Source organism: Actinomadura soli, from assembly GCF_005889715.1.
Lineage (GTDB): Bacteria > Actinomycetota > Actinomycetes > Streptosporangiales > Streptosporangiaceae > Spirillospora > Spirillospora soli.
The window spans coordinates 25083-45211 of sequence record NZ_VCKW01000041.1; the positions used below are offsets into that span (position 1 = coordinate 25083).

A 20129-nucleotide genomic window follows, 5' to 3' on the forward strand; every position below is an offset into this window, starting at 1 on the left:
CCCCTCACCGAACGGGTTGCGCGCCGTGGCCCCGGGTCCGGGTGAGGTAGCCGTACCAGGACGAGGCGGCCGACAGCCGGCGGGCGCGGGTGGCGTCGGCGAGCCCGGCCGCGCGCAGCGCCGCGGCGTACAGGTCGGCCTCGGCCGGGGGCACGTCGACGGGATCCAGGTTCCGGGCGGCGGCGTAGGTCAGCCACCACGCCAGGTCGCGGGCGTACCCGGCCTGCGTGCGCGGAGATGACCGCCGCTCCCCGGACAACCACGCCGCCGTCGCCTGCAGCGCGGCCTCGGGGAACCCGTGCGCGCGCATCAACTCGGCGAGCTCGCGCGGGGTGCGGGCCGGGGCCCGCCCGGTCAGCGGGACCGGCGCGGCCACCGCAAGCGCCCCCGCCTGACCGGCGGCGGAACGCGCAGCGCCGCCGGGAGCGTCCGGGCCGTCCGGGGGGTTCCCGAGGATTCTGGGATCGGCCGTTCGGGGGTCAGCGGCCGTCAGGACGCGCCCGGACAGAGGCACGGCGTCATCGGCGGGATCGTCGGCGGACGCGGCGAACGACATCATCCGGGACCTCCCTGGCCGGACGCGGTGGGCGGGCTGGTCGGCAGGTTGATGGTGATGGCGGACGGGGCGGCCGCGGTACCGGCCGCGGCGGCGCTGTCGGGGCGATGACGGTGCGCAGCAGGTCGGCCAGGATCGCGGCGCGCTGCTCCTCGTTCAGCTGCTGCACGCTGTTCAGCAGCCGTTCGGCGGCCAGGTAGCGGGAGAACTCCAGCGGCTGGTCGAAGTAGGAGCGCAGATGGCTGGCCGAGGTGTCCTGGGAGCGCACGAAGGTGCGGGAGATGAATCCGGCCAGCGCGGCGGCGACCGCGCCGAGCGCGCCGGTCACCGCGGCCGCGGCGGTGCTGTCGGCGGTAGCGGCCATCGTGGCGAACACCGCCAGTAGCACGAACCCGATCACCATCGCGGCCTGGGCGTTGCGGAAGCTGGTGCGGGCCTGGCTGGTGGCGATCTGGTGGTAGTAGTCCAGCCGCTTCTGGGTGACCTCCCACAGCGCGGGCAGCGCCAGCTGGTCGGCTGCCGCCAGTTCGTGCTCGGCCTGTTGCAGGCTCTGGCGGGCCCGGTCGGCGGTGGCCCGGTCGGCGCGGCTGGCCAAAAGGATGCCGAAGGCGATCAGCCCGGCGAAGGCCACGACGCCCGCGGCGACGAGCGCTCCCTGCCAGGCAGGGAGATCGATCTCGGCGTCATCGCGGGGTTCGAGACCGCTGGCGCTGGGACTGATGATGGCGAAGAGAACGAAGGCGATGCCGACCAGGGAAACGCCGGCGAGGATGACGCGCAGTGCATCGAAGTCGAGCCGGGTGGGGCGGCGGGCAGGGTGATTGATGGAGGGTGCAGCGGCCCGGTGTTCACGCTGAGGCCTGCGGGGGTGCCCGGCCGGTGGGGGAGTGGTGGTCACTGGCTACATGATAAACCGGCATTGTCATGTAGTCCGTGGGCCGGATTGGGGCGTCCAGGAGCACTGGCGACCACCAGTCCGCTCCGCCCGGTACGGGGAGCGGTTCTCGTTCGCGCCCGGGCCGTGAACACCGACGCCCCGCGCGCTCCGAAGGGGAGAGTGCGGGGCGTCCGCGTGGGGTTTAGCGCTCGAAACGGTCGATGAACTCCTTCGCCAGTTTCCGCCAGCCCTCCAAGGGGACCTCGTCGCCGATCCTCTTGGCGGCGTAGGCGAGGTCCTCGGGGTTGTCCGGCGCCCAGTCGGGATCCCGGGTGGCGATCCGCAGCGCAGGGCCGTCGACCTTCCAGTACAGGACCCCGGCCGTGTGTTTGTCCTCGTCGGCCCGCGTCATCGCCACGATCCCGTCCGTGCCGTTGGCCAGGTCCCTAGCAACCTGCGGGAACTTGGACCGGTAGGGCCAGGACTCCCACGCCCCCTCGAACGACAGATCGAGCGCGACCTTGTTGTGTGGGAGGGAGGCGCGCTTGTTCAGGATCAGACCGAGCGCCATCCCCCCGGAGACGGCGTTCCGCTGCCGTGCCGGTGTCAATGTCATCGGGAGAATGTAGCTGCCGGGGCTGGCGCTGAGTGCCTGTCGGTCAGGCCCATGGATGGTGGGGTGTGCGATCACCCGGGGCGCGGGCCCGGTCGTAGACGCGCGTCGTCCGAGGATCGGCGTGGCCGAGGAAGTCCTGCACGATGTGCAGCGGGTGCCCGCGATCCAGCAGCAGCGTGGCGATCGAGTGACGCAGTGAGTGCGGGGAGAGCTGGTCGGCGTGGTCGATCCCGGCCGCGGTGGCGACGCGGCGCACGAGCCCGGCCCTGGGGTACAGCGGTTATCGGTGAGAACGATCATGGTCGGTTGGCGCACTGATCCAGTCCGCCGCTGGGTTCGGCGAAATGCCGCCGGACCGGCCCTGTTGCTGGCTAAAGGTCTGGTCGTGCCGGTGGAGTTTCTGACTGACGAGCAGACCGAGGCATACGGGAAGTTCGCCGAGGAGCCGACGAGGCCGGGGCTGGAGCGGTTCTTCTTCCTGGACGATGTCGACCGGGACCGGAGGCGACCTGCGGCCCCTGCGTGCCCGAACGCGCCCGAGCTGGACGAGGACGAGTGTGACTGAGTGCTTCGGTTGGCGAGTGCACGTTTCACTCGGCGGTGGATACCAGTCCGACTGAACGGCAGAGTAAACCTCACTTCGAGATGAACTGTCACACCCGGGTGGCAAGCTCGCGCTATGCCTCTTCACGTCGCGAGCCGCCGCCGCACCGCACTCCACCGAGACTTCCCCGACGCGTGGATCCTCGACGTGACATCCCGGGCCCCACAGCCCTGGGTGCAACTCAGTCCCTTCTATCCGCACGGTGGCATCCCGGTGCCCGGCCATACTGACCGCACCGCACAGTCGGTCGAGGGGGTCTGGCAGGCCCTGAAGGTGTTCACCTCAGAGCAGGAGGATTTCACCAAGCTGGAGATAACAGCCATGAAAGGGATCAAACGAACGGTCCGCCGCCTCGGTCCGCCGCTCGGCCACCGGTTCGACGGTCGCCTGCTCGACTATGAGGAGGCCAGACGGTTGATTTATCTACCCACCTATCGCTGGATGCTCGATCACCGAGCCACCGATCTCGTCGCCGAACTCCGTGAACTCAGCGCAGAGCGCACGGTTGTGCTGCTCGACTACACCACCAACGCAGACGTGGCTGACCTGTCAACGCCGCTTTCACACGCCGCACTCATCGCGCAACAAATCCAAGCGCCCTGATGGCCGTACGGCGCTCGACGCCGTACGCCACCGCGCCCAGGGCCTGTCATCATTCGAGCGTTTGACGACAGGCCCTGGGCGCGTCCAATGAACTGGGCGCGACCAGGGCGCCGCCGCGAGTACGAGAACCGCGTCAACGCCCTCCTAGTGGCTACGGACAGACCATGATCATTCTCACCGATAGCCGCTGTACCGATGTTCCCCAAGGCCGGAGCCGGAACACGTAGGGCTGGTCGATCGGGCGGCCGGTGCGGGTGGCGAACAGCGGCGGATCGGTCTCGGGTTCGGTATCGGCGTCGACGTCGTCCCGCTCGTGCTCGGCGGCGTGCTCCTGGTCGCCGGCGAACGGCGGGAGCACGAGGCGCTTGGTGCCGCCGCCCTTGACGGGCAGGTCGAGGGTGGCGTGCCCGTGGTCGCGGCCGAGGCTGCCGCGGGTGGTCCCGGTGACGGAGGAGACGCGGCAGCCGGTGGCGACCATCACCGCCGGCAGCGCGTAGGTGCGCGGCGACTCGCGAACCGGCGGCGTAGGCCAGGACCCGCTGCAGCTCGTCCTCCGACAGGCCGCGGGTGCCCGAGGCCGCCGGCGGCCGCCGCCACTCGGGCGGGGCGAAGAAGAACGGCCGCCTCCAAGAGGCGGCCGGTTCTTTCGGCTGCGTGTATCGAGGCAGATCAGCGCGTGGAGGCCTGTCCAGGCTCGGCCGCGTCGGTCTGCTGCTCGGCGGCCTGACGGTGGAGTTCAGCGAGACTCTGCTCGACGTCGACCGCGGACTCCAGGGACGTCAGCGTGGAGGCCGCAGCACGCTGGAGCATCTGGTCGAGCGTGAAGTCGGCGTTGCTTTCCATCTCATTCCTCCTCCCGGGTCGTGTTGCGGTGGCGGGCGAGGTGGTTCTTCATCGACGCGCGGGCGTGCCGCAGGTGCGACCGGACGGTGGCGGCGTTCTGGTTGGTGGCCTTGGCGATCTGGCTCGGGGTGTAGCCGTCGATGGTCCAGGCCATGACCTCCCGCTGTTCGGGCGGGAGCATGCGGAGCATCTGCATGACGCTCTCGGCCTCGGCGGCGAAGCTGACGAAGGGGGAGCGGTGCTGCTCGGGAGTCCAGGCACGCTTGGCGGCGTCCTGGTCCCGCTTCGCCTTGCCGATGCGGCGCATGAAGATGGTCTTGGCCGCGGCGCGGGCGTAGGCCTGAGGCTCATCCACGCAACGCCACGTCTTCAGGACCGCCATCATGGCCTCCTGGGCGATCTCCTGGGCGTCCTCGGAGGAGGCTCCCAGGTGCATGAGGAAGCGGATCAGCGTGGTCAGGTCGCTGCGGTAGTAGTCGTCGAACGAGTCGGTCCGCTCGAACAGGGCGGTGAACTCGTTGAACTCGTCGGTCTGGTTGGACACGGGGCACGTCCCTTCTCTTGGGCCCATGACAAACGCCTGGGTCGCCTGATTCGCCTGGTCATAGGCGCGACTCCTTTCGAGGTGGGGGTCTGGAACGGCCCCTTGGTGATCAATGTGATCACGCGGTTCCCTTGGGTGGAATCCTCGCCCATGGCAGGCGCTCGGCACTCCGGGAGACTGGTGCCGGGGCGTCGAGCGCCGCTGAGCGAGGGATTCGCGGCGTTAGTGTCAACGGGAGCGCCGATCGTGCAACCCGCCACCAAGATTTTTTTTCGGGGCAGTGCACGAGGGCGGGTCTACCTGCGAAAACGAGCGAGGGCGACGAACCCGAACGCAGCCACGGTGGTGATCGCCGTGATGGTGACCGAGCCGGTGGTCGCGTACGCGGCGGGGATCCCGACCAGCGCCGTGTTCGCCACAGCCATCAGCCGCGACACCGCCGCGTCGTTGTCCGGCTGCGCTCCTTCATCCTCCGGGCGTGGGGTCTGCTCAAGCACGCCTTGCTCCTCGGGTCGATGACGTTGTCGAGGAAGTGCGCTTTGAGGGCAAAGGTGTGCAAACGGCGTTGCGTGAGGCGTCCACGCGCTCCGGCTCGCGGAGGTCTGGGGACGGTGCAGTCCCAGCGGCAAGGCGCTCAACCCGCTCGTTCTCGCGCCGCTGGCGACGGCCACCGCCGCGGCGGCCGCGCTCGCGGCCTACGTCACCCCTCGTTCAGCGACGCCCTTCCATGCCTAGGTGCTCGCGTACGCGGCCGGCTGGTCCAGTTCGGCGGGGGCGTAGGGCACGTCGATGGCGCGGCCGACCCCTTCCTGGTCGGTCTTGGTGCGGCCGAGGGTGATCCGCAGGCCCGGTTCGAGGAGTTCCAGGTCGTCGACCCGGATCCCGGCGAACTCCTCGCGGCGGACGCCGGCGAAGAAGCCGAGCAGCAGCAGGCACCGGTCGCGCAGCGCGATGAGGTAGGCGCGGCGGGCGGCGGCGCGGGCGGCAGGGTGCGGTGGCGGCGGGACCGGTCGGGTGCGGATCATCGCGATCAGCAGCGGGATCGAGACCGCGTCCTTGCCGGTGGCGTGGACGCCGTGGGTGCGGCGCAGGCCGCGGCGGACCCGGCGGATCCAGGGATGGTCGGTGGGGGTGGTCAGCCCGGCGTCGGTGTGGGCGTGCCGGATGGCGGCGATGCGCTGGTCCACGGTGCTCATCGCGATCCCGGCCTGGCCGAGCTCGGCCAGGTACAGCGCGACGACCTCGACCGCAGCGGGCTGGTCGGGGACGCCGACCTCCAGGCCGAACCGTTCGCAGAACCCGGTGAACTCGGCCCAGCCGTGCGCGTACTTGGCGCTGGTGGCCGGGGCGTGCGCGGCGCTCAGGTAGGCGGCGATGTCGGCGGCGAGCGCGGCCAGGTAGGCGGCGCTGCCGGAGTCGGCGGGCCGATGGCCGCGCAGATAGGACGCCACGTTGGGGACCGCGTCGTGCGCTAGGGGGATGAGCTGGCCGTGCACGGTCGGCGACGGCTGGGGGCAGGGGTCTGCGTCATTCTTTGCGGGTCCTTCGGAATCTGCGGGTGCCGGGTGTGGTGTGACCGCGTCCGGCGAGCGTGGGTCGATGCGTCGGGCACCTGGTCTGAGGCCGGATTGGACCTTCGCGGGGTGTCAGTGGCGGAGCTCGTGTGCGGCGTCCTGCTTCGCCCACTTCTGCACATCGGCCCAGCGCAGGCGCAGAGGGCCTCGGTGGGTGATGGCCTGCCACAATGCGCTGCCGCTACCGGGATCGATCGCTGGTTGGAAGCCGCGGTGGGAGCATACGGCGATCCGAACCAGCGCGTCATACAGGACGCCGGGGCCGTGGCCGTCGTAGCCGAAGGCGAAGGTGTCCCCGTCCCGACGGTCGGGCAGCAGCGGAACCGGCTCCGCGCGGACGCCGTCAGCGGTGGTGGTCAGGGCGAGAACAGGCTGACCGCCGCTCTCCTCATCGTTGTCGGGGTCGGCGGCGATGACCGTGCTGGCGTTCCACTCGGTGGGCCACCCGACCGGCCACTCGGCATGCCAGTAGGGCACATCGGCGCGAGGGCCGCCGTCGAACAGGCACACCAGGCGCCCGGCGTAGTCGACCAGCAGTTCGCGTACCTGGTCGGCGGGCCGTCCGTTCAGCAGTCGGTGGCCTCGCCGGGTGCGCAGCACGTCCTTAGGGGCCGGGTGCGGGGTGAGGCCCTCGCGCCACTGCTGGGCGGCTACGCCCGCCAGGTCGCCGGACTCGATCACGCAGGTGTCGACCGCCAGCTGTGGGTGGTGGGTCTCGGCGGCGACTGCCAGCAGCGCGACCGCGTGTTCGTAGGCCGGGCCCTCGGGCGCGGTCTTGGTGTCGGCGGGCAGTTCGGCTTCGGTCTGCCGCAGCTCGATCAGCTCGGCGCGGATCTGCGTCGGGTCCAGGTCGCGCGGGGACGGCAGCGCGGCGGTCGCGGTCTCCAGGTGCAGGGGCAGCTCGGGGTTGGCGGGCCGCGCGGCCAGGTACCAGCCGTCGCCGCGCACCGGCTGGGCGTCCAGGACGCGGCGCACCGCGGCGCGCATGTCGGCGGCGTCGGCGGCCAGCAGCGCGAACGCGGCCGGGAAGTGCTCGGCCATGTCGGCGGTGTGGGCGGCCTGCAGCCGGTCGAGGGTGGCCGGCCAGGGGGTGATGCGGTCGGGGATGGTCAGGGTGCCGTGGTAGGCGCGGGCCCGTTCCAGCACTGCGGGCAGCCGGGTGCCTGCCAGCCACTGCGGCAGGTCGACGCCCAGCACCCTTTTGAGCTGGGCGCAGGTCACCGGCCGACGTTCCTGGGCCCTGGGCTGCGGACGGGGCGGAGGCGCGGCCTCCTCCGGCGGTTGGACCCGGCCCAGCAGCCGAAGCGCGCGGTCACGCAAGGTCGGTTCGATCGCGTCGACCGGCATACCCGCGGTGTCCTGGGCCGCCGGTTCCGGATCGACGCGCAGCGTGAAGCAGGACAGGATCGGCTCGTAGTCCTCCGACCAGGAGCCGAGGACGATCTCGGTGCCCGAGCCCGGTCCGTGCTGGACGGTGCGCTGGTACGGGCGGGGCAGCGACCCGCCTAGATCGACCACCACGATGGTGTCGGACCAGAACCGCGGGGCGACCAGATCGGCGGCGACCAGCGCGTAGTCGCCGACCCAGGTCCAGCGGTCGGGCTCCTCGTCGGTGGGCATGATCACCACCAGGGGGCCGTGGTCGGTGCCGTAGACGGTGGCGTGCAACCGCATCGGCCGTCCGCCCGGCACCACCGGCCGGTCGACGAGGCCGCGGAAGCGGACCTCGGCCGGGCCGCTGACCGCAGGCGCCCTGAGCAGCCACAGGGCGCCCTCGTCGGCGGGGCGGCCCGTACTGGCGGCCCAGGCGTCGATCGTGTCGGGGTACCACAGCGGCCGGTGATCGGCGTCGTACTCGTCGGGGTCGGGCAGCCGGGAGGGCACCGCGCTGTACAACTTGCGGGCGTAGGAGTGGGTGATGCCCGCACGGCGAGCGAACTGGGCGAGGGTGTGCGGGGTCAGGCGGGGCCCGAGGGCGGGCGCTTCGGTCACGGCGCATCTCCGATCATCGCGGACCATCACTGTATCCCGCGAGTAGCGCTTTTTGTCCTTCATGGACTCATGTAGAGCGAACCAGTTTCAACCAGTGAGTAAGGTCCGGGAAGGTTCCCTTCCCGGACCTGAAACCAGGCGGTCGCCGACCACAGCCGTACTGCCCGGTCGATCACCCATAGAGAAGGTGGTTCAGCGGTCACCCGCCTACATGGAGCCGAACCTCCGGGGTGTTGGCGCGGGAACGCACGGATCCGCGCTTGACCACGGATGGTGAGCGGAACCCCTGTCCAGCGGCGCCTCACGCGCCGCCGGGGCTGCCAGCCAGCCGGGCGCCCTGCGCCGGGAGCGCGGAACGCACGACCCGGGTCGTGGACGATCGAGCGAGGAGGAAAGATCGCCGCCCCGGCACGACCGGCGTCGAGCACCGAGGAGGCGGCCCGGCCGGGCCGCCGATCCGGCGCGCCGTTCCCCGGCCGGGGGTGGCGCGGCTTCGGGCGTCCACGACGAGGCGGCCGGCACGCTGGAGCGTCCCGCCGAGCGAAAAGCCGCAGCTCCAAGCGGTGGAACGTCGCGCGGAGCAATTCCTTGGCGGTCCTCGGCATGGCGCTAATCTTCAGATAGCAGGTCCTGCCCGCACTGTTTTCTGTGCCGATTCGCGCTCTCCCCCGTTCCCTTTCCGGTAAATTTCGTGGGGGGGTGAGGTCGCGCTGCTATCCGGCAGCCCTGCCGTCCCCTCCCGGCTCGCGCCGGGCGACTTGGAAGGGAGGTGGATAGGCATGCCAATTCGTGGGACGAAACGTCGCATTTGCCGCTTTTGCGGTGCGCTGCGCCAGTGGGCCGCGGCCCAAAACGCCCGATCCTGGGCGTTGGGCCTGGTCGTGGTCAACCTGATGATCGACACCGCTTGGAAGTTAACGGCCCTGCTGGGGGCCGCCTAGTGAGTTAGGCGGCAGCCCCAACAGGGTACCGGGGCGGCCGTTCGCAAGTTGACTTGCTCGGGTCCACATCGCGGACGGTCGCTCCCCGTCAAAATGATGATATCAATCCTGACCCTGCCACACGCGAAAATAACCTGACCCTGCCGCGGGGATAAGCGGGATCTGCACAAAATTTCAAAGTGCGTTATCTCTGAACAATATTAAGCGCGATCGGGACTTCACACTTTTGAAGCACCGCCATATCGCGCATTTTTCCTCCGAGTCACATATGAACCACGCATCGGCCAGGGGGATACGAGTCCCGCCGGTTTCGCGCATAGCGGGTCTCTCCGATATCCGGTTTTCCGATTTCGTCTTATGCGCCGATAAGGGAAGAGAACCGGAGAATGATTGACGCAGAAGCGCGGGGTCGGCGGGCGCTCCGGTGTTTAACGCCGGCAGCCCGGCCTGGCGTGGAACCCTCAACGCATCCCACCACCAGACCACTCGATGATCTTGCTCGTGGCACTGCCCCTCGCCGTGCGGGGCTGAGCGGGCCGCTGCGGCCCACGACCTTCCCGGCATCCGCCAGTGCCAGTGGGCGCGCGTTCGGCCGCGAGCGGCCCGTACAGCGACACGATTCGGACGCAACCAAGATCAAATTTGCTGAAACGAGCCCACACGCGGCCCCAAGCGTCACCCTCCGTGACACTGCCCGGCCAATCTGAACCTCCGCCCGTGGAGCGCGTCCAGGCGTACGCCCGCCACAGATGGCCATGAGCCAGCATGCCTGTCGTTCGACCGTCATTCACCACCGTGGGAGCTGTTCCTGGGTGAATGACCGCCACCGTGCCATGCCCTGTTCTACAGTCGGGAGCCCGCCCGTCAGCCGCGCCGAGGTGAGCACCCATGCCAGAGGCTCCGCCGTCAGATCCGTCCAGCCGGGACGAGCTCGCGCGCCCCGGCCCCCACTCCGCTGCACCGCCAGCGGAGCGGCCCGGGGCGCCGGGACCGGAACCGCTGTGGGGGCTCGGGCAGATCGCCACCTATCTGGGCTGCGGCAAGGAGACCGTGCGCGGCTGGTGGCAGGCGGCCCGGGCGCGCGCCGCCGATCCCACCGCCGCCGCGGCCGCGGACGCGCTGCCGCCGCCGAACTTCCTGATACCGAACGACCCCGGCGGCATCGCTGGGTTCTTCGCGCCGCCCACTCCCGGGCCCGCCGTCCCGGCGGCCTTGCCGTGGTGGACCGTGGAGCGGGTCCGGCCGCTGTGGCGGCCGCCGGTGATCGTCGCGTGGGCGCTTACCACCGGCCGCACCACCACCGACGGCGCCCCGGGCTGGGAGCGGCTGCCGATCCCGATGTTCGCCGACCTTCCCGCCCTGCCCGCTGCGCTGCCGCGGGTGCTCGATGCGGTGGTGCAGCTGCCGCCCCGGCGGCCCGGCGGCGGCCGCGCCTTCACCGTGCACCTGCGGATCTGGGAGGGCCCGCTGCCATCCGGGCCCGGCGCGGACCCCACGCCGCCGCGCACCGTGGTGCTGCTCAGCCCGGCCGACGGACCGCCGCCGCCCCTGCCCCACGCCGAGGACCTGGCCGCCCGGATCCTGGCCGCCGGGCACCTGACCGCGCGGCAGGCCCGCCGCGCGCTGTGGTTCCTGCAAGGGGAGCAGCTGCCCGAATCGCAGCCGGACGGCGCCGTGGCGCTACGGACGCCGGTGCACTACCTCAGCTTCGCCGTCCAGCCCGCCGGCGACGACGAACCCGACGATTCGAGCGCCGACGGCCCCACGACGGACGCCCCGCCGACGCCGGCCGGGCTCGGGCACCGGGGGGCGGTCGCACTGGAGCGGCGGCTGGACGGCGCGCCCGCCGGGCCGCTGCGCTCACCGCGGCTGTTGCCCGCCGCCCTGGAGCACATCGACCACCTGGTCGGTGAACGCGTCGAGGTCTACCCCGAGGGCACCTGCACCGCCGACACCATCGCCCGCTACGCGGCCGGACCACGCCCGGTCCCGCTGGCCTGGGACCCCGCCGAGCTCGCCGCGGACCTGGCCCACCTGCCCATCCTGGCCGCCGCCCACCCCACCGGCGCCCCGGCCACCGCGGACACTGCGGGCGCCACGGGCGCGGAGGCCTACCGCGCGGCGGTCTACCGCGCCGCCGCGCACTGGGTCGCCGCGCACGCCGAACAGTCCCGCCGGGAGTACCGGCTCGCGCTGCCCGGCCTCGACCGCGACGCGGTGCATCGCCAGCCCCCGCAGATCGAGCCGGAGCTGAACGAACTACTGGAGAATGTGCTCGCTGACACCGAGGAGCACCCCTACGGCATCGGGATCCTGCTGCGCGACCTGACCGCCGTGCGGCACCTGCTGACCCCGCCCGGCCACCAGCACGCTGACCCCGCCGACGACGTTGCGGACGACGTTGCGGATGACCGCACGCCCGTTCCAGACCCCCAGGACGCGCTCGCGGCGGCGCTCCGGCACGCGGCCGACCGGATCGGACGGCAATACCACCAGGTGGCCGCATACATCGCTGAGCACCACGCCCTCCCGGCCCGCCTCCCCGACGGCAGTTCTCCCAGGCCCGACCCCGACGCCGGGAACCAGGAGCCGGCCACCTACCTGGACACGGTGTCGTGGTGGGGGCCCAAAGCCGAGGACCGCGATGCCGCGCGACTACTGGCCGGATTGTTCTTCGACCACGAGCGCGCCACCGGGCTCCGGCACGGTTACGACCCGTTCGGCCGCCCGGTCGTGCACTGCGCCGCCGCGCGCGCGTTCGCCGTGCAATGGCCGACCGCTACCGCGCCCGCCGCGGATCAGCCGATCACCCATGTCTACCGGCCGTTGCCAGACGGGCGCGTCGATCTGATACCGCTCGGTGATCAGAGGCATCCTCTCTAACGATCATGGGACGAACCGCAAACGAAACCGCTCCCACAACAGCAACCATGACCAGGTCACGGGGCTGGCTCCGCCACCATCCTCCGACCTTTCAATGCGAGCCTCGGACCTTGTGCGGCACTCGCGTGGTTTCGTCCGTGTCTAGCTTCCGGTGGCCGCAACCACTCGCGCGTATCCGCTGGCCGTACTGGTTGACCGGGATCGATTCGGGCATCGTTCCCCCGTGCCGACCTATGATCGGTTCCGCAATGACGTGACCCACCTTCAATCCGTCCATCCAGATGTCGAGCTGCATCTCGTCTGGACGGGTCCCGGTGAGCCGGTCACCGTCGACCTGGTCCGCACGCTGCCCGACGTGCGCAACCGTGGCCTGGCCGAGGCGGCGCTACGTGACGTGACCGCGCTCGCCGACGCGTGGGGCGTCCCGCTGCGCCTGGTGGTCGAACCGGTCCGCGGCGACCAGGACGTCGATCCCGCGCGGCTCATCCGCTGGTACACCCGACATGGGTTCCTCATCACAGACGCACGAGACCGGGACCGCGCACCGATCATGGAGCGTCCGGTATCCGAACATCCTTAGCCGCCGGGGGATGGCACCAAATCTCCGCGCTGCGGGCGGACGCTGGGTCGGCGGCGGCCGGGGACCGGGTCAGCAGAGGCCAGCGTGGCGACATCAGGCTGCGAGTTTGAGTCTCGACACCGGTGTTAGCGACCGTGGCACCTGCTACAAGTCCACAACCGACAGGAGCCACCGAAGATCACTAGTCGGCAGGGCCGGCATCGCGTTTTCGCGCGGAAACCGTACGGCCGGGCCGCGCGTCCTACCGTGGATCTTCTTGCCCGAAGGGAGCCAGCCGTGCCGAACCGGTACCGCCGCGAGCGCGCCGCCGCCACGGCGTTCGTCGTCTGGGTTGCAGTGCTGTCGGTGCTGGTCGGCTACGCCGACACCGGCCCCGAACAGGCCGCCGCGCTCGCCCTGGCCGCCCTCACCGCCGCCGCCCCGCCCCTGGCAGCTTCAAAAAAACCTGAAACCCGAACAATGAGTTCGGGGTCTCCAATCTTGCGGCACGACATGAGCGCATCGGCCTGCGCTTGCTCGGCAAGCGCAGGGGGCAGCAGTTCGCCATGACGCCGAAACCGCTTGCGCCAGCACGCGCGCGCCGGGCGCCGGTTCCGGGGGCGTCGCCGACCCGGGCGCCTGCCGCACTGCCAGTGGCGTGCCCGGTGGATCGTCGTCGGGAACTCGCCGCGGCCCTGTCCCGGGGTCAGCCGGGCCGGGACGCGAGGCTGCTGGTTCTCAGGCCCGGGGCGTGTCCTCGAACACCTCGGCCACCGCGAAGGCGGCCTGGGCGACCGGGGCGAGGCGCGTGATCTGCTCGGCCACCTCGTGCAGCAGCACTCCCGCCAGGTACTGGAGCTGCTCGTGGTCGCGGCTGTCGGGTGGCAGGTCGGGCTGGTCAGGGACCTGCTCGGCGACCTCGAGCAGATGCGCAGCCAGGAACGGCAGCGCGGCAGCGCTCCAGCCGTGCTCCTGGAATTCCTCGGCCCGTGGGTGGTGGTCACCGACCGCCGATGCGGTGCCGGTAGGGGAGCCCCGTCGGGGTAGGTAACGGCTCGGGCGGCCAGACCGTACAGTTGCAAGCCCGAACAGCGACGGCGTCACCGCAGTAGTGAGGGAGTGCACGCCACGGCTCTTGCCCGGTGGCGCCTTGCAACGCCACCCGGTTGCAACGACTCATGAAACGAGATCCGGCCAGGTCGTCCCACCGGCCGCCGGGTCTTTCGCAGGCGACCGCCTACGAAACACCTCGGAGAGGCTCACCCGTCTTCGTCGCCTTCCCGCGCCGAGCGCTCCTCCTCGGCTTCACGACGGTCGGCCGACGACTGAGCCCGGGAATCGAACCCGCTGGCCGCAGTCGGGCTGTCGGGATTCCTCGCACCGGCCGATTGAATCCGCGCCGCCGCGTCCTTGTCCATCTCCGTGTGCTTGCCCATGACCACTTCTTACCCGCGGGCACCGCCCCCCGGCTGGCCGGGGGGTGCGTTCGGAAGAAGCCTGCGCCGTGAACGTCGTGCGCACGGTGCCTCTGCCGACGTGGGCCCCCTCTCGGGGAATGCTGTAGCACTGAAGCGGGTACGCTGTAGATAGCTACAGCATTCTCGCTGAGGGGATCTCAATGGCGCTGTACACTTACCAGCCGGTCGCCAACGGTCTGCGCACCGATCACCCCATCCCCGACCTGCCGTTCGTCGACGACTCCCACATCCCGGTGCACGACGGCAAGCAGGTCGAGAAGATCGGCCGCCACAAAGACGGCATGTGGGGCCGCCACGACCCCTGCCAAGACGGCGGATGGGTCGCCTTCACCAATGACCCCGGACGCACGGACCTGGCCTGGGTCGTGCGCCACCACCCCGAACACGGCCGGTCGGTCGTGCTCTACCGCGACCAGGACGCCTCCCCCGTGGACTCCCTGCTCATGTGGGAGGAACCCACCGCACTGCTGTACCGGGCCGGCGGCTACTGGTGGGACGGCACGGGCTGGTACCGCCCCTCCCAGTTGTTCGACTGGGGGGCCGAGAAATCCTACAAGCGGCCGGTGCCCGCCGCCGTCACCATCACCGCCGGTGACCTGATGCGCAACGCCGACCCCGCCCGCGCCCGCGTCCTGGACATCAGCGAGGTCACCGTGCCGGCCACCGGCGCCACTTCCGACCGAGGATGGAGCGACGACCTGGCGCTGTGGGCCTCCCGCCGCGACGACCGCGGCCTGGGCGACAGCATCGTCACCCTCACCGCGCCGGAACTAGTCGCCGACCAGCTCGTCGGCGTCGGTGAGATGGCCCAGATCGCCGGGATCGGAGCCTCCACGCTGCGCGCCTACATCTCCCGCGGCGAGGGCGACGTCCCCCTCCCGCAAGCCGTCGTCAGCGGCCGCAACATGTGGACCCGCCCCGTCGCCGAGGAATGGGCCGAACAACGCCGCCGCTCCGTCGAAGGCGTCCAGGAAACGGTGTCGGCCGACCACGAAGGGGCCACCAACCCAATCGGCATCACCGAAACCTGGAAGCGGTTCAGCCACACCTTCTTCTCCCTGCTCTGGGAACGTCAGGCCTTCCGCAAGCGGTGGGCCCTGCGGTGGCGCACCGAGCCCGCCGTCCGCGAGATCGCCGAAGGCCTCAGCTGGGAAGTGGCCGCCAGCATCCCCGACCTCGTCGGCGTCTGGGACCTGTCAGCAACCGTCCGCCAAGCCCTGGTCTACGAGTTCCTCCACGGACGCGACCTGCACCGCTCCGTACAGCGCGACGACCCGGGCCAGCGTGACGACTACCAGTACTTCGGGCTCACCCCCACCATCACCAGAACCCTCGACTGGCTCATCCGCCACGAACCCGCCGCCGCGGGCCGCGCGATCGAACAAGCCATCGGCGAAGCCGAGGCCGATCTCGACATCCCTCGCGCCGTCACCGAACGCTCCATCGCCACAGCCCTGTCCCTGGACGGCACCCTCGACCAGACCACCCGCGAAGCCTTCCTCGAACGCGTCTTCACCCCCGCCGCCAACCGACCCTGACCCGGCAACACACCAGATCAGCCTGGACCCAGTAGCTTTGGAACGAGCAGTCCCGCCGAGGAAGACCACCCCGCTACCCTGCGGGTCGCCGCAGCCTCAGGACTCCTGAGCACCCGCAGACGTATCGGAACGAGAAGTCACGGCAGCGTCAACCCGGACGACCCGCCTATCGCGACTCTTCGTTCCGATGCTGGTCGACCCCCGCAACGTCCCGATCACCGCTGCAGGGGCCGCCGTGGCTGCGGGAACCTCTGGCGTCAGTGCAGGGGAGTTGGGAAGAAGCCTGCTCGCCGGCCTCCGGCTCCGGTGAAGTGGTAGGTGGTGGCCTCTGAGAGCACCTTGGTCGGCGGGTCGCCGTTCTCGATGACGACGGCTTGGCCGGGGAAGGAGAGCATGTCTTTGTAGAACCGGTCGACGACGGTAGAGGTCATTTCAACATCGGGGATATCGGGGGTTTCGTCGGGTTCCGGATCGCGGTAGGTGACCACCGGTGAGTCCAGGACGACGAAGCCGAGGTGGTGTAGATCCCGGCCTATGCAGAAGCGTGCCAATGCTGTGGTAAAAGCCGAGTGCAGGACGGATCGCACACCTTTGCCGCGTCCGGCCCGCTCGCGTCCGCCCGCGCGGATCTCGGCATGGTACTGATCGTATTCGGCGTGATCGACGTCGGGGACCTGCCATGCGTTCAGAGTCTGTTGGAGGACGGAGTCGAATTCGCCCAGGATGCTCGTCGGTATGTGCTGGGTGGGACGCGTAAGCAGAACCGAGTCCGCACCAACCAGGCGGGAGCGCTTGTCGTCCAGCTCTGCGATGCGTTCGTGCAGCTCCAATTCACGCTCGACAGCGGAGCGCTCCTCCACCAGCTCTTCGACGTCCGATCGCAGAAGAGCGATGCCGCCCTCGAGTTCGGCGATGATCTGGTCCCGCACACCGATGTCGGACTGGGCCTCGACCCGGCGATTGAGCAGGGTAGTCTCTTCGCTGGCCAGGTCGGCGATCGTGGGCAGCAGATCTCCGAGCAGAGCAGAGGTCTTCGCGGCCTCGGCCTCCACCGCAGCGTGAAGCTGCGTGGTTTCCTCCACGCTGTGGTTGGGCTGTTGATGTTCAGGCTCTGCGCCACAGAACACGCAGGTGCCGACCTTGAAGTAGCCCAAGATGCTGCCCGCTTCGTTGACCATCGCCAAGCGCTCCAGGTCCGAGCGGTATTGGGCCTCCAGCAGCCGGAAGCGGCCCAGCAGGTCACTGACTTCGGTCAGTCGCTCGTCGAGTACGGCCAACTCCCTGGCGGCGTCCATGCGAGAGTCGACTGCTTCGCGGTGGGCTTGGTTGACCTGGCGCAGCGGGCCGGATTGATCCTCCAGCGCTCCGCGGATTCGGATGAGTCGGTCGCGCAGTTGGCGGTCGTTCTCCTGCGTGGCGAGTTTGGACGACAGGTCGATGACGAGCTGGTCCAGGAGTTGTATCTGTCCCTTGTGGACGCGGCGTTGACCGGCGTTGGGGCCGGTGTCCACGGCCGGATCTCCCTCGCCGGTGACCAGGAACCGCATGACGGACAACTCTGCGGTGCGGGTAGTGGCCGTGCCGGTACGCAGCACCGGAGGCACCTGACCGACCATGCGGTTCTCGGTGACCAGGGACAGATGTAGCAGGTCGGTCAGCGCGAGCGGGCGGGTGCCGCCCGCTTCGTTCTTGCGGATCAGGATGTCGTCCAGGCCCAGCGCGCGTAGCAGATGAATCGACAGGCTGTTCTTGCTGCGCGCGTTGTGGACCGCGGTGACCGTCGCGTCCGGGGTGCGGATCACCTGATCGCGCAGGTCCTCGTTGTGCAGGTGGATGCTGTTGCTCTCGGGGGCACGGACCAGGGTCAACGGGGCGCCGTCCGGCATGAGCAGCCCCAGCAGGATCTGGGTGTAGCCCTCTGCCTCCGGCGGCATCGTCAGGTCGGCGCCGCCCAGCATGTACTCGACCGACTTGACGATAAAGGACTTGCCGGTGTCGGAGGTGCCGTAGATAACGGTCAGCTCCGGGCCGAAGACGATCTGCGCGGGGGGCACATGGGACCCGGCATAGGTGAGATGGGTCAGCTGCAGCTCAGTCACGACGGCCCTCGAATGGCGTGGGTGAGGGAAGCGAGCCGTTGAGCAGGTCCGCTGTGGTGGCGCGTACGTCGGTCTCCGGCGCCCAGTGGTGCACGGCCCACTCGGCCCGCTGGCGCAGGCGCCCCACGTAGGGGGCCTCGAGGATGTCGACGAAGGCGGGCCCGCTCTCGGTGGCGCGGTAGACCAGTCCGGTCTCGTCGGCTTCGACGTTGGCGAGCCCGGCGCGGATCAGTACCAGCAGCGCTTGTTCCAGCACGGTGCGCTTCATGCCCAACTCGCCCGTGTGGCCGGGCAGGGACGGGTGCAGGCTGGGCGGGCCGTCGAGGTCACCGCTGTGCAAAACGGCGTGGTCCAGCAGGGCAAGCTGCGCCAGATCCAGCGGCTGGGGATGGCTCTCTGCCAGCAGCACCAGCGCCCGCATCCCGATCTCTAGCGGGCTGTTGAGCGGGTTCATGCGGTTCCCCCGTCCTCACACCATGCCAGTCGGCCATCGTTGGCCAGGTGATGGCATACCCCCTTGCGGTCCAGGGGTCGCACGTACCGGCTGAGTACCGTCTCGGTCAAGGCAACGACCCCGGCCGTTTCGAGGACCGCCTGCAAGCGGTCCCAGCCCAGTTCGTAGCGTCTGTCGGACACCTCGACCGCAATGGTGTGGACATCGTCCAGGATCGCGTCCAAGTGCCCGTCGGGGTAGGCGTCGCGGGCGAAGCGACGCAGGGATTCCGCGCTGTAGAACGCCTCGCGCTGACGCCGCATGTGTTCGCCGGCCTTGGGATGCTGAGCGATCAATTCCAGGGTGTCGGCCGCGTTCTTCCAGCGTTCGGCATACACCTTCACCAGCTCCTGGACGTAGCGGGCCTCGCCGGGCTCGTGCTGGTCCGGAGGCTGCAGGATGGCAGGGCGCTCGCGCGGTTCGTCAACGAAGCGGGTCGCCCAGGCTGGGGTGGTTTTGTGCTGGGCGAGCATCTCGTCCATGTCGACCGGCACGAACATGGAGAAGTCCGTCTGCTCGGCCAGCTCCACGACATGGAGCTGCTCCTCGGACGTCAGCCGGGTGATGACCTCATCGGTGGTTCTCTCCAGGTCTTGGAGGAACGTCGCGCGGGCCTGGCTCGGCTTCGCCAGAGCCTGCCGCAGTGTGCGGGCGATCACGGGGGCGACGAAGACGTACTGCGTCGGCCGGATGAAGTGCCCCAGCACGACACCGGCGAACATCTTCCGCATCTCAGCCGAGGCTGTACTCCATCCCAAGGGACCCTTGTAGCGCTTGCACTGGTAGTTGTCCCACGGCCCTTCCAGACCTTGCGGCGTTTGGTAACCGGCGACATCGATCCCGTGGTCTCCGCTCCCGCCGTGCCGCTCCACTCGCACGTACAGCGGATTCAGCGCCGGAACCCACTCCTTGACGAACTCCTCGAACTCATCCGGGTCATAGCCGAAAACAATCTTCTTGGGGCTCGGCATGGAGGGGTACTGCATCGCCGGACCCCTGAGCACCAGGGTCGGCTCGGGGAGGTCGCCTTGTCGCACACGCGCCTGATCCGACACATTCCCCCTCGAATCTGCAACCAATGCCGATGCAACGACTACGACAGAAATATCACCGATAGGTCAATTACAACAGCTCCACCTTTGATGCACTGACAGTCTGGCCTGTGCGGGTTCGTGGGTGTAGGCCCCAGGCAAGGTGTGGTAACTGATGGCTACCTATGTGAAGGCGGAGGCTGCGGTGGGCGAGCCTGACAAGCCCGCCAGCGGCGGCGGCGCGGCGCAGTTCGATCAGGCCCTGATCGGCCGACTGGTCGCTCGGATGCGAGCAGGGCTGGACCTCGCCGAGCTGGGCGGCCCGCCAAGCCGCCGAACGCCGGGCCGACCGGGCCTGCGCCGACCTGGACGAGGTGGCGCCCAGACCGCGGAGCAGTTCGCCGAGCTGCGCGGTCGGCTCCAGCGGGCCGAAGACCGCTCCGACCGGGAACGCGCTGAACGGCTGGCCCGGAACGAACGGCCAGCGTAAGGACCCGCCCGGTCGTGCAAGAGAAGATGCGCCCAGGATGACCGCCCGACGACAAACAGGCGCCCGCTGATGAGGGCGCTGGACTGTAACGCGCTCACACTCGACGACGCCATCACCGAAGAGCCGCTGCCGCCGACTGGGCCAGCCGATCACCGCTGGCCAGAAACCCGCCACGACGCCGTGGCGTCGGGCCCGGTGCCGAACGCCTGGATGCCGGTATTGTTCGAGGAGTCAGACAGGTGGTGATCTAATGCGGCCGGTGATTCTGCACGACAACGGTCGGCTTAGAGCGTGTCTCATGTGGGTTGGGTGTGGTCTGCGGGATAATCCGGGATCGTGTCGGATCTTGCGCTCCGGTTGGTGCCGGATGAGTTGTGGGAGCTGGTCGAGCCGTTGGTTCCGGGGTTC

At 69.6% G+C, this 20129-nt stretch carries 23 protein-coding genes; 8 read left to right on the top strand and 15 right to left on the bottom strand.

Annotated features, from left to right (window positions below; genetic code table 11):
- Nucleotides 1–4: 4 nt before the first annotated feature.
- The 4 genes from ETD83_RS10845 to ETD83_RS10860 form a co-directional block, all read right to left on the bottom strand.
- Nucleotides 5–559, bottom strand: a complete 555-nt coding sequence (locus ETD83_RS10845) for a site-specific integrase (RefSeq protein WP_138644946.1) — start codon at nt 557–559, stop codon at nt 5–7.
- A complete protein-coding gene (locus ETD83_RS10850) occupies nt 519–1454 on the bottom strand; it encodes a hypothetical protein (RefSeq protein WP_138644947.1) in 936 nt (311 codons plus the stop codon). The genes ETD83_RS10845 and ETD83_RS10850 overlap by 41 nt, the downstream gene beginning before the upstream one ends.
- A gap of 181 nt (nt 1455–1635) precedes the next feature.
- On the bottom strand, nt 1636–2049 hold the full coding sequence (locus ETD83_RS10855; RefSeq protein ID WP_138644948.1) for a hypothetical protein: 414 nt from the start codon (nt 2047–2049) through the stop codon (nt 1636–1638).
- Between the two features lie 43 nt (nt 2050–2092).
- Nucleotides 2093–2305 (bottom strand): tyrosine-type recombinase/integrase, encoded by a 213-nt coding sequence (locus ETD83_RS10860; protein ID WP_230420824.1) that lies wholly within the window; start codon nt 2303–2305, stop codon nt 2093–2095.
- 135 nt (nt 2306–2440) lie between these two features.
- Between ETD83_RS10860 and ETD83_RS42375 the strand changes: the two genes are divergently transcribed.
- Together ETD83_RS42375 and ETD83_RS10865 are read left to right on the top strand one after the other, a co-directional pair.
- Nucleotides 2441–2614, top strand: a complete 174-nt coding sequence (locus tag ETD83_RS42375; protein ID WP_171064133.1) for a hypothetical protein — start codon at nt 2441–2443, stop codon at nt 2612–2614.
- Between the two features lie 114 nt (nt 2615–2728).
- Entirely contained in the window at nt 2729–3256 is a 528-nt protein-coding gene (locus tag ETD83_RS10865; protein WP_138644950.1) for a DUF6939 family protein, read from the top strand.
- A 151-nt stretch (nt 3257–3407) separates the two neighbouring features.
- On the opposite strand, the gene ETD83_RS10870 is transcribed toward ETD83_RS10865, so the two are convergent.
- The 6 genes from ETD83_RS10870 to ETD83_RS10890 all read right to left on the bottom strand — a co-directional run bounded on the left by ETD83_RS10870 (nt 3408) and on the right by ETD83_RS10890 (nt 8209).
- Complete coding sequence (locus ETD83_RS10870; protein WP_138644951.1) at nt 3408–3737, bottom strand: hypothetical protein; 330 nt, start codon at nt 3735–3737, stop codon at nt 3408–3410.
- 188 nt (nt 3738–3925) lie between these two features.
- Complete coding sequence (locus tag ETD83_RS42380) at nt 3926–4099, bottom strand: hypothetical protein (protein ID WP_171064134.1); 174 nt, start codon at nt 4097–4099, stop codon at nt 3926–3928.
- A gap of 1 nt (nt 4100) precedes the next feature.
- Nucleotides 4101–4643, bottom strand: coding sequence for an RNA polymerase sigma factor (locus ETD83_RS10875; RefSeq protein WP_171064135.1), 543 nt, complete (start codon nt 4641–4643; stop codon nt 4101–4103).
- Between the two features lie 296 nt (nt 4644–4939).
- Nucleotides 4940–5140, bottom strand: a complete 201-nt coding sequence (locus tag ETD83_RS10880) for a hypothetical protein (protein ID WP_138644953.1) — start codon at nt 5138–5140, stop codon at nt 4940–4942.
- A gap of 234 nt (nt 5141–5374) precedes the next feature.
- Complete coding sequence (locus ETD83_RS10885; RefSeq protein WP_138644954.1) at nt 5375–6139, bottom strand: site-specific integrase; 765 nt, start codon at nt 6137–6139, stop codon at nt 5375–5377.
- 150 nt (nt 6140–6289) lie between these two features.
- Entirely contained in the window at nt 6290–8209 is a 1920-nt protein-coding gene (locus tag ETD83_RS10890; RefSeq protein ID WP_138644955.1) for a hypothetical protein, read from the bottom strand.
- A gap of 1829 nt (nt 8210–10038) precedes the next feature.
- Between ETD83_RS10890 and ETD83_RS10895 the strand changes: the two genes are divergently transcribed.
- From ETD83_RS10895 to ETD83_RS10905, 3 genes are all read left to right on the top strand, one after another.
- Nucleotides 10039–12033 carry a hypothetical protein gene (locus ETD83_RS10895; RefSeq protein WP_138644956.1) on the top strand — a complete coding sequence of 665 codons (1995 nt, stop codon included), beginning with the start codon at nt 10039–10041 and terminating at the stop codon, nt 12031–12033.
- A gap of 223 nt (nt 12034–12256) precedes the next feature.
- A complete protein-coding gene (locus tag ETD83_RS10900) occupies nt 12257–12613 on the top strand; it encodes a GNAT family N-acetyltransferase (protein ID WP_138644957.1) in 357 nt (118 codons plus the stop codon).
- A 276-nt stretch (nt 12614–12889) separates the two neighbouring features.
- A complete protein-coding gene (locus ETD83_RS10905) occupies nt 12890–13162 on the top strand; it encodes a hypothetical protein (protein WP_138644958.1) in 273 nt (90 codons plus the stop codon).
- Nucleotides 13163–13330: 168 nt separating this feature from the next.
- On the opposite strand, the gene ETD83_RS10910 is transcribed toward ETD83_RS10905, so the two are convergent.
- Together ETD83_RS10910 and ETD83_RS42385 are read right to left on the bottom strand one after the other, a co-directional pair.
- Nucleotides 13331–13717, bottom strand: coding sequence for a hypothetical protein (locus tag ETD83_RS10910; protein ID WP_138644959.1), 387 nt, complete (start codon nt 13715–13717; stop codon nt 13331–13333).
- A 134-nt stretch (nt 13718–13851) separates the two neighbouring features.
- Nucleotides 13852–14028 carry a hypothetical protein gene (locus ETD83_RS42385; RefSeq protein WP_171064136.1) on the bottom strand — a complete coding sequence of 59 codons (177 nt, stop codon included), beginning with the start codon at nt 14026–14028 and terminating at the stop codon, nt 13852–13854.
- A 182-nt stretch (nt 14029–14210) separates the two neighbouring features.
- Here ETD83_RS42385 and ETD83_RS10915 point away from each other — a divergent pair, with 182 nt between their 5' ends.
- Nucleotides 14211–15608 carry a hypothetical protein gene (locus ETD83_RS10915; protein ID WP_138644960.1) on the top strand — a complete coding sequence of 466 codons (1398 nt, stop codon included), beginning with the start codon at nt 14211–14213 and terminating at the stop codon, nt 15606–15608.
- Between the two features lie 257 nt (nt 15609–15865).
- On the opposite strand, the gene ETD83_RS10920 is transcribed toward ETD83_RS10915, so the two are convergent.
- From ETD83_RS10920 to ETD83_RS10930, 3 genes are read right to left on the bottom strand one after another with little or no spacing between them, the layout of a single operon-like run.
- Nucleotides 15866–17707: a hypothetical protein gene (locus ETD83_RS10920; RefSeq protein ID WP_138644961.1), complete on the bottom strand. Its 1842-nt coding sequence runs from the start codon at nt 17705–17707 to the stop codon at nt 15866–15868.
- Nucleotides 17700–18161, bottom strand: coding sequence for an ABC-three component system middle component 2 (locus ETD83_RS10925; RefSeq protein WP_138644962.1), 462 nt, complete (start codon nt 18159–18161; stop codon nt 17700–17702). Before ETD83_RS10925 ends, ETD83_RS10920 begins: the two co-directional genes overlap by 8 nt.
- On the bottom strand, nt 18158–19186 hold the full coding sequence (locus ETD83_RS10930) for an ABC-three component system protein (protein WP_171064137.1): 1029 nt from the start codon (nt 19184–19186) through the stop codon (nt 18158–18160). The genes ETD83_RS10925 and ETD83_RS10930 overlap by 4 nt, the downstream gene beginning before the upstream one ends.
- A 220-nt stretch (nt 19187–19406) precedes the next feature.
- Here ETD83_RS10930 and ETD83_RS10935 point away from each other — a divergent pair, with 220 nt between their 5' ends.
- Nucleotides 19407–19721: a hypothetical protein gene (locus ETD83_RS10935; protein ID WP_138644963.1), complete on the top strand. Its 315-nt coding sequence runs from the start codon at nt 19407–19409 to the stop codon at nt 19719–19721.
- 69 nt (nt 19722–19790) lie between these two features.
- Entirely contained in the window at nt 19791–19967 is a 177-nt protein-coding gene (locus ETD83_RS42390) for a hypothetical protein (RefSeq protein ID WP_171064138.1), read from the top strand.
- The last annotated feature ends 162 nt before the right edge of the window (nt 19968–20129 follow it).

What these genes read in the sequence shown, in the direction of transcription:
- ETD83_RS10855 (WP_138644948.1), bottom strand. Translation starts at nt 2,049, where the DNA reads ATGACATTGACACCGGCACGGCAGCGGAACGCCGTCTCCGGGGGGATG.
- ETD83_RS10895 (WP_138644956.1), top strand. Translation starts at nt 10,039, where the DNA reads ATGCCAGAGGCTCCGCCGTCAGATCCGTCCAGCCGGGACGAGCTCGCG.
- ETD83_RS10935 (WP_138644963.1), top strand. Translation starts at nt 19,407, where the DNA reads ATGGCTACCTATGTGAAGGCGGAGGCTGCGGTGGGCGAGCCTGACAAG.
- ETD83_RS42390 (WP_171064138.1), top strand. Translation starts at nt 19,791, where the DNA reads ATGAGGGCGCTGGACTGTAACGCGCTCACACTCGACGACGCCATCACC.
- ETD83_RS42385 (WP_171064136.1), bottom strand. Translation starts at nt 14,028, where the DNA reads ATGGGCAAGCACACGGAGATGGACAAGGACGCGGCGGCGCGGATTCAA.
- ETD83_RS42380 (WP_171064134.1), bottom strand. Translation starts at nt 4,099, where the DNA reads ATGGAAAGCAACGCCGACTTCACGCTCGACCAGATGCTCCAGCGTGCT.
- ETD83_RS10915 (WP_138644960.1), top strand. Translation starts at nt 14,211, where the DNA reads ATGGCGCTGTACACTTACCAGCCGGTCGCCAACGGTCTGCGCACCGAT.
- ETD83_RS10925 (WP_138644962.1), bottom strand. Translation starts at nt 18,161, where the DNA reads ATGAACCCGCTCAACAGCCCGCTAGAGATCGGGATGCGGGCGCTGGTG.
- ETD83_RS10865 (WP_138644950.1), top strand. Translation starts at nt 2,729, where the DNA reads ATGCCTCTTCACGTCGCGAGCCGCCGCCGCACCGCACTCCACCGAGAC.
- ETD83_RS10845 (WP_138644946.1), bottom strand. Translation starts at nt 559, where the DNA reads ATGATGTCGTTCGCCGCGTCCGCCGACGATCCCGCCGATGACGCCGTG.
- ETD83_RS10930 (WP_171064137.1), bottom strand. Translation starts at nt 19,186, where the DNA reads ATGCAGTACCCCTCCATGCCGAGCCCCAAGAAGATTGTTTTCGGCTAT.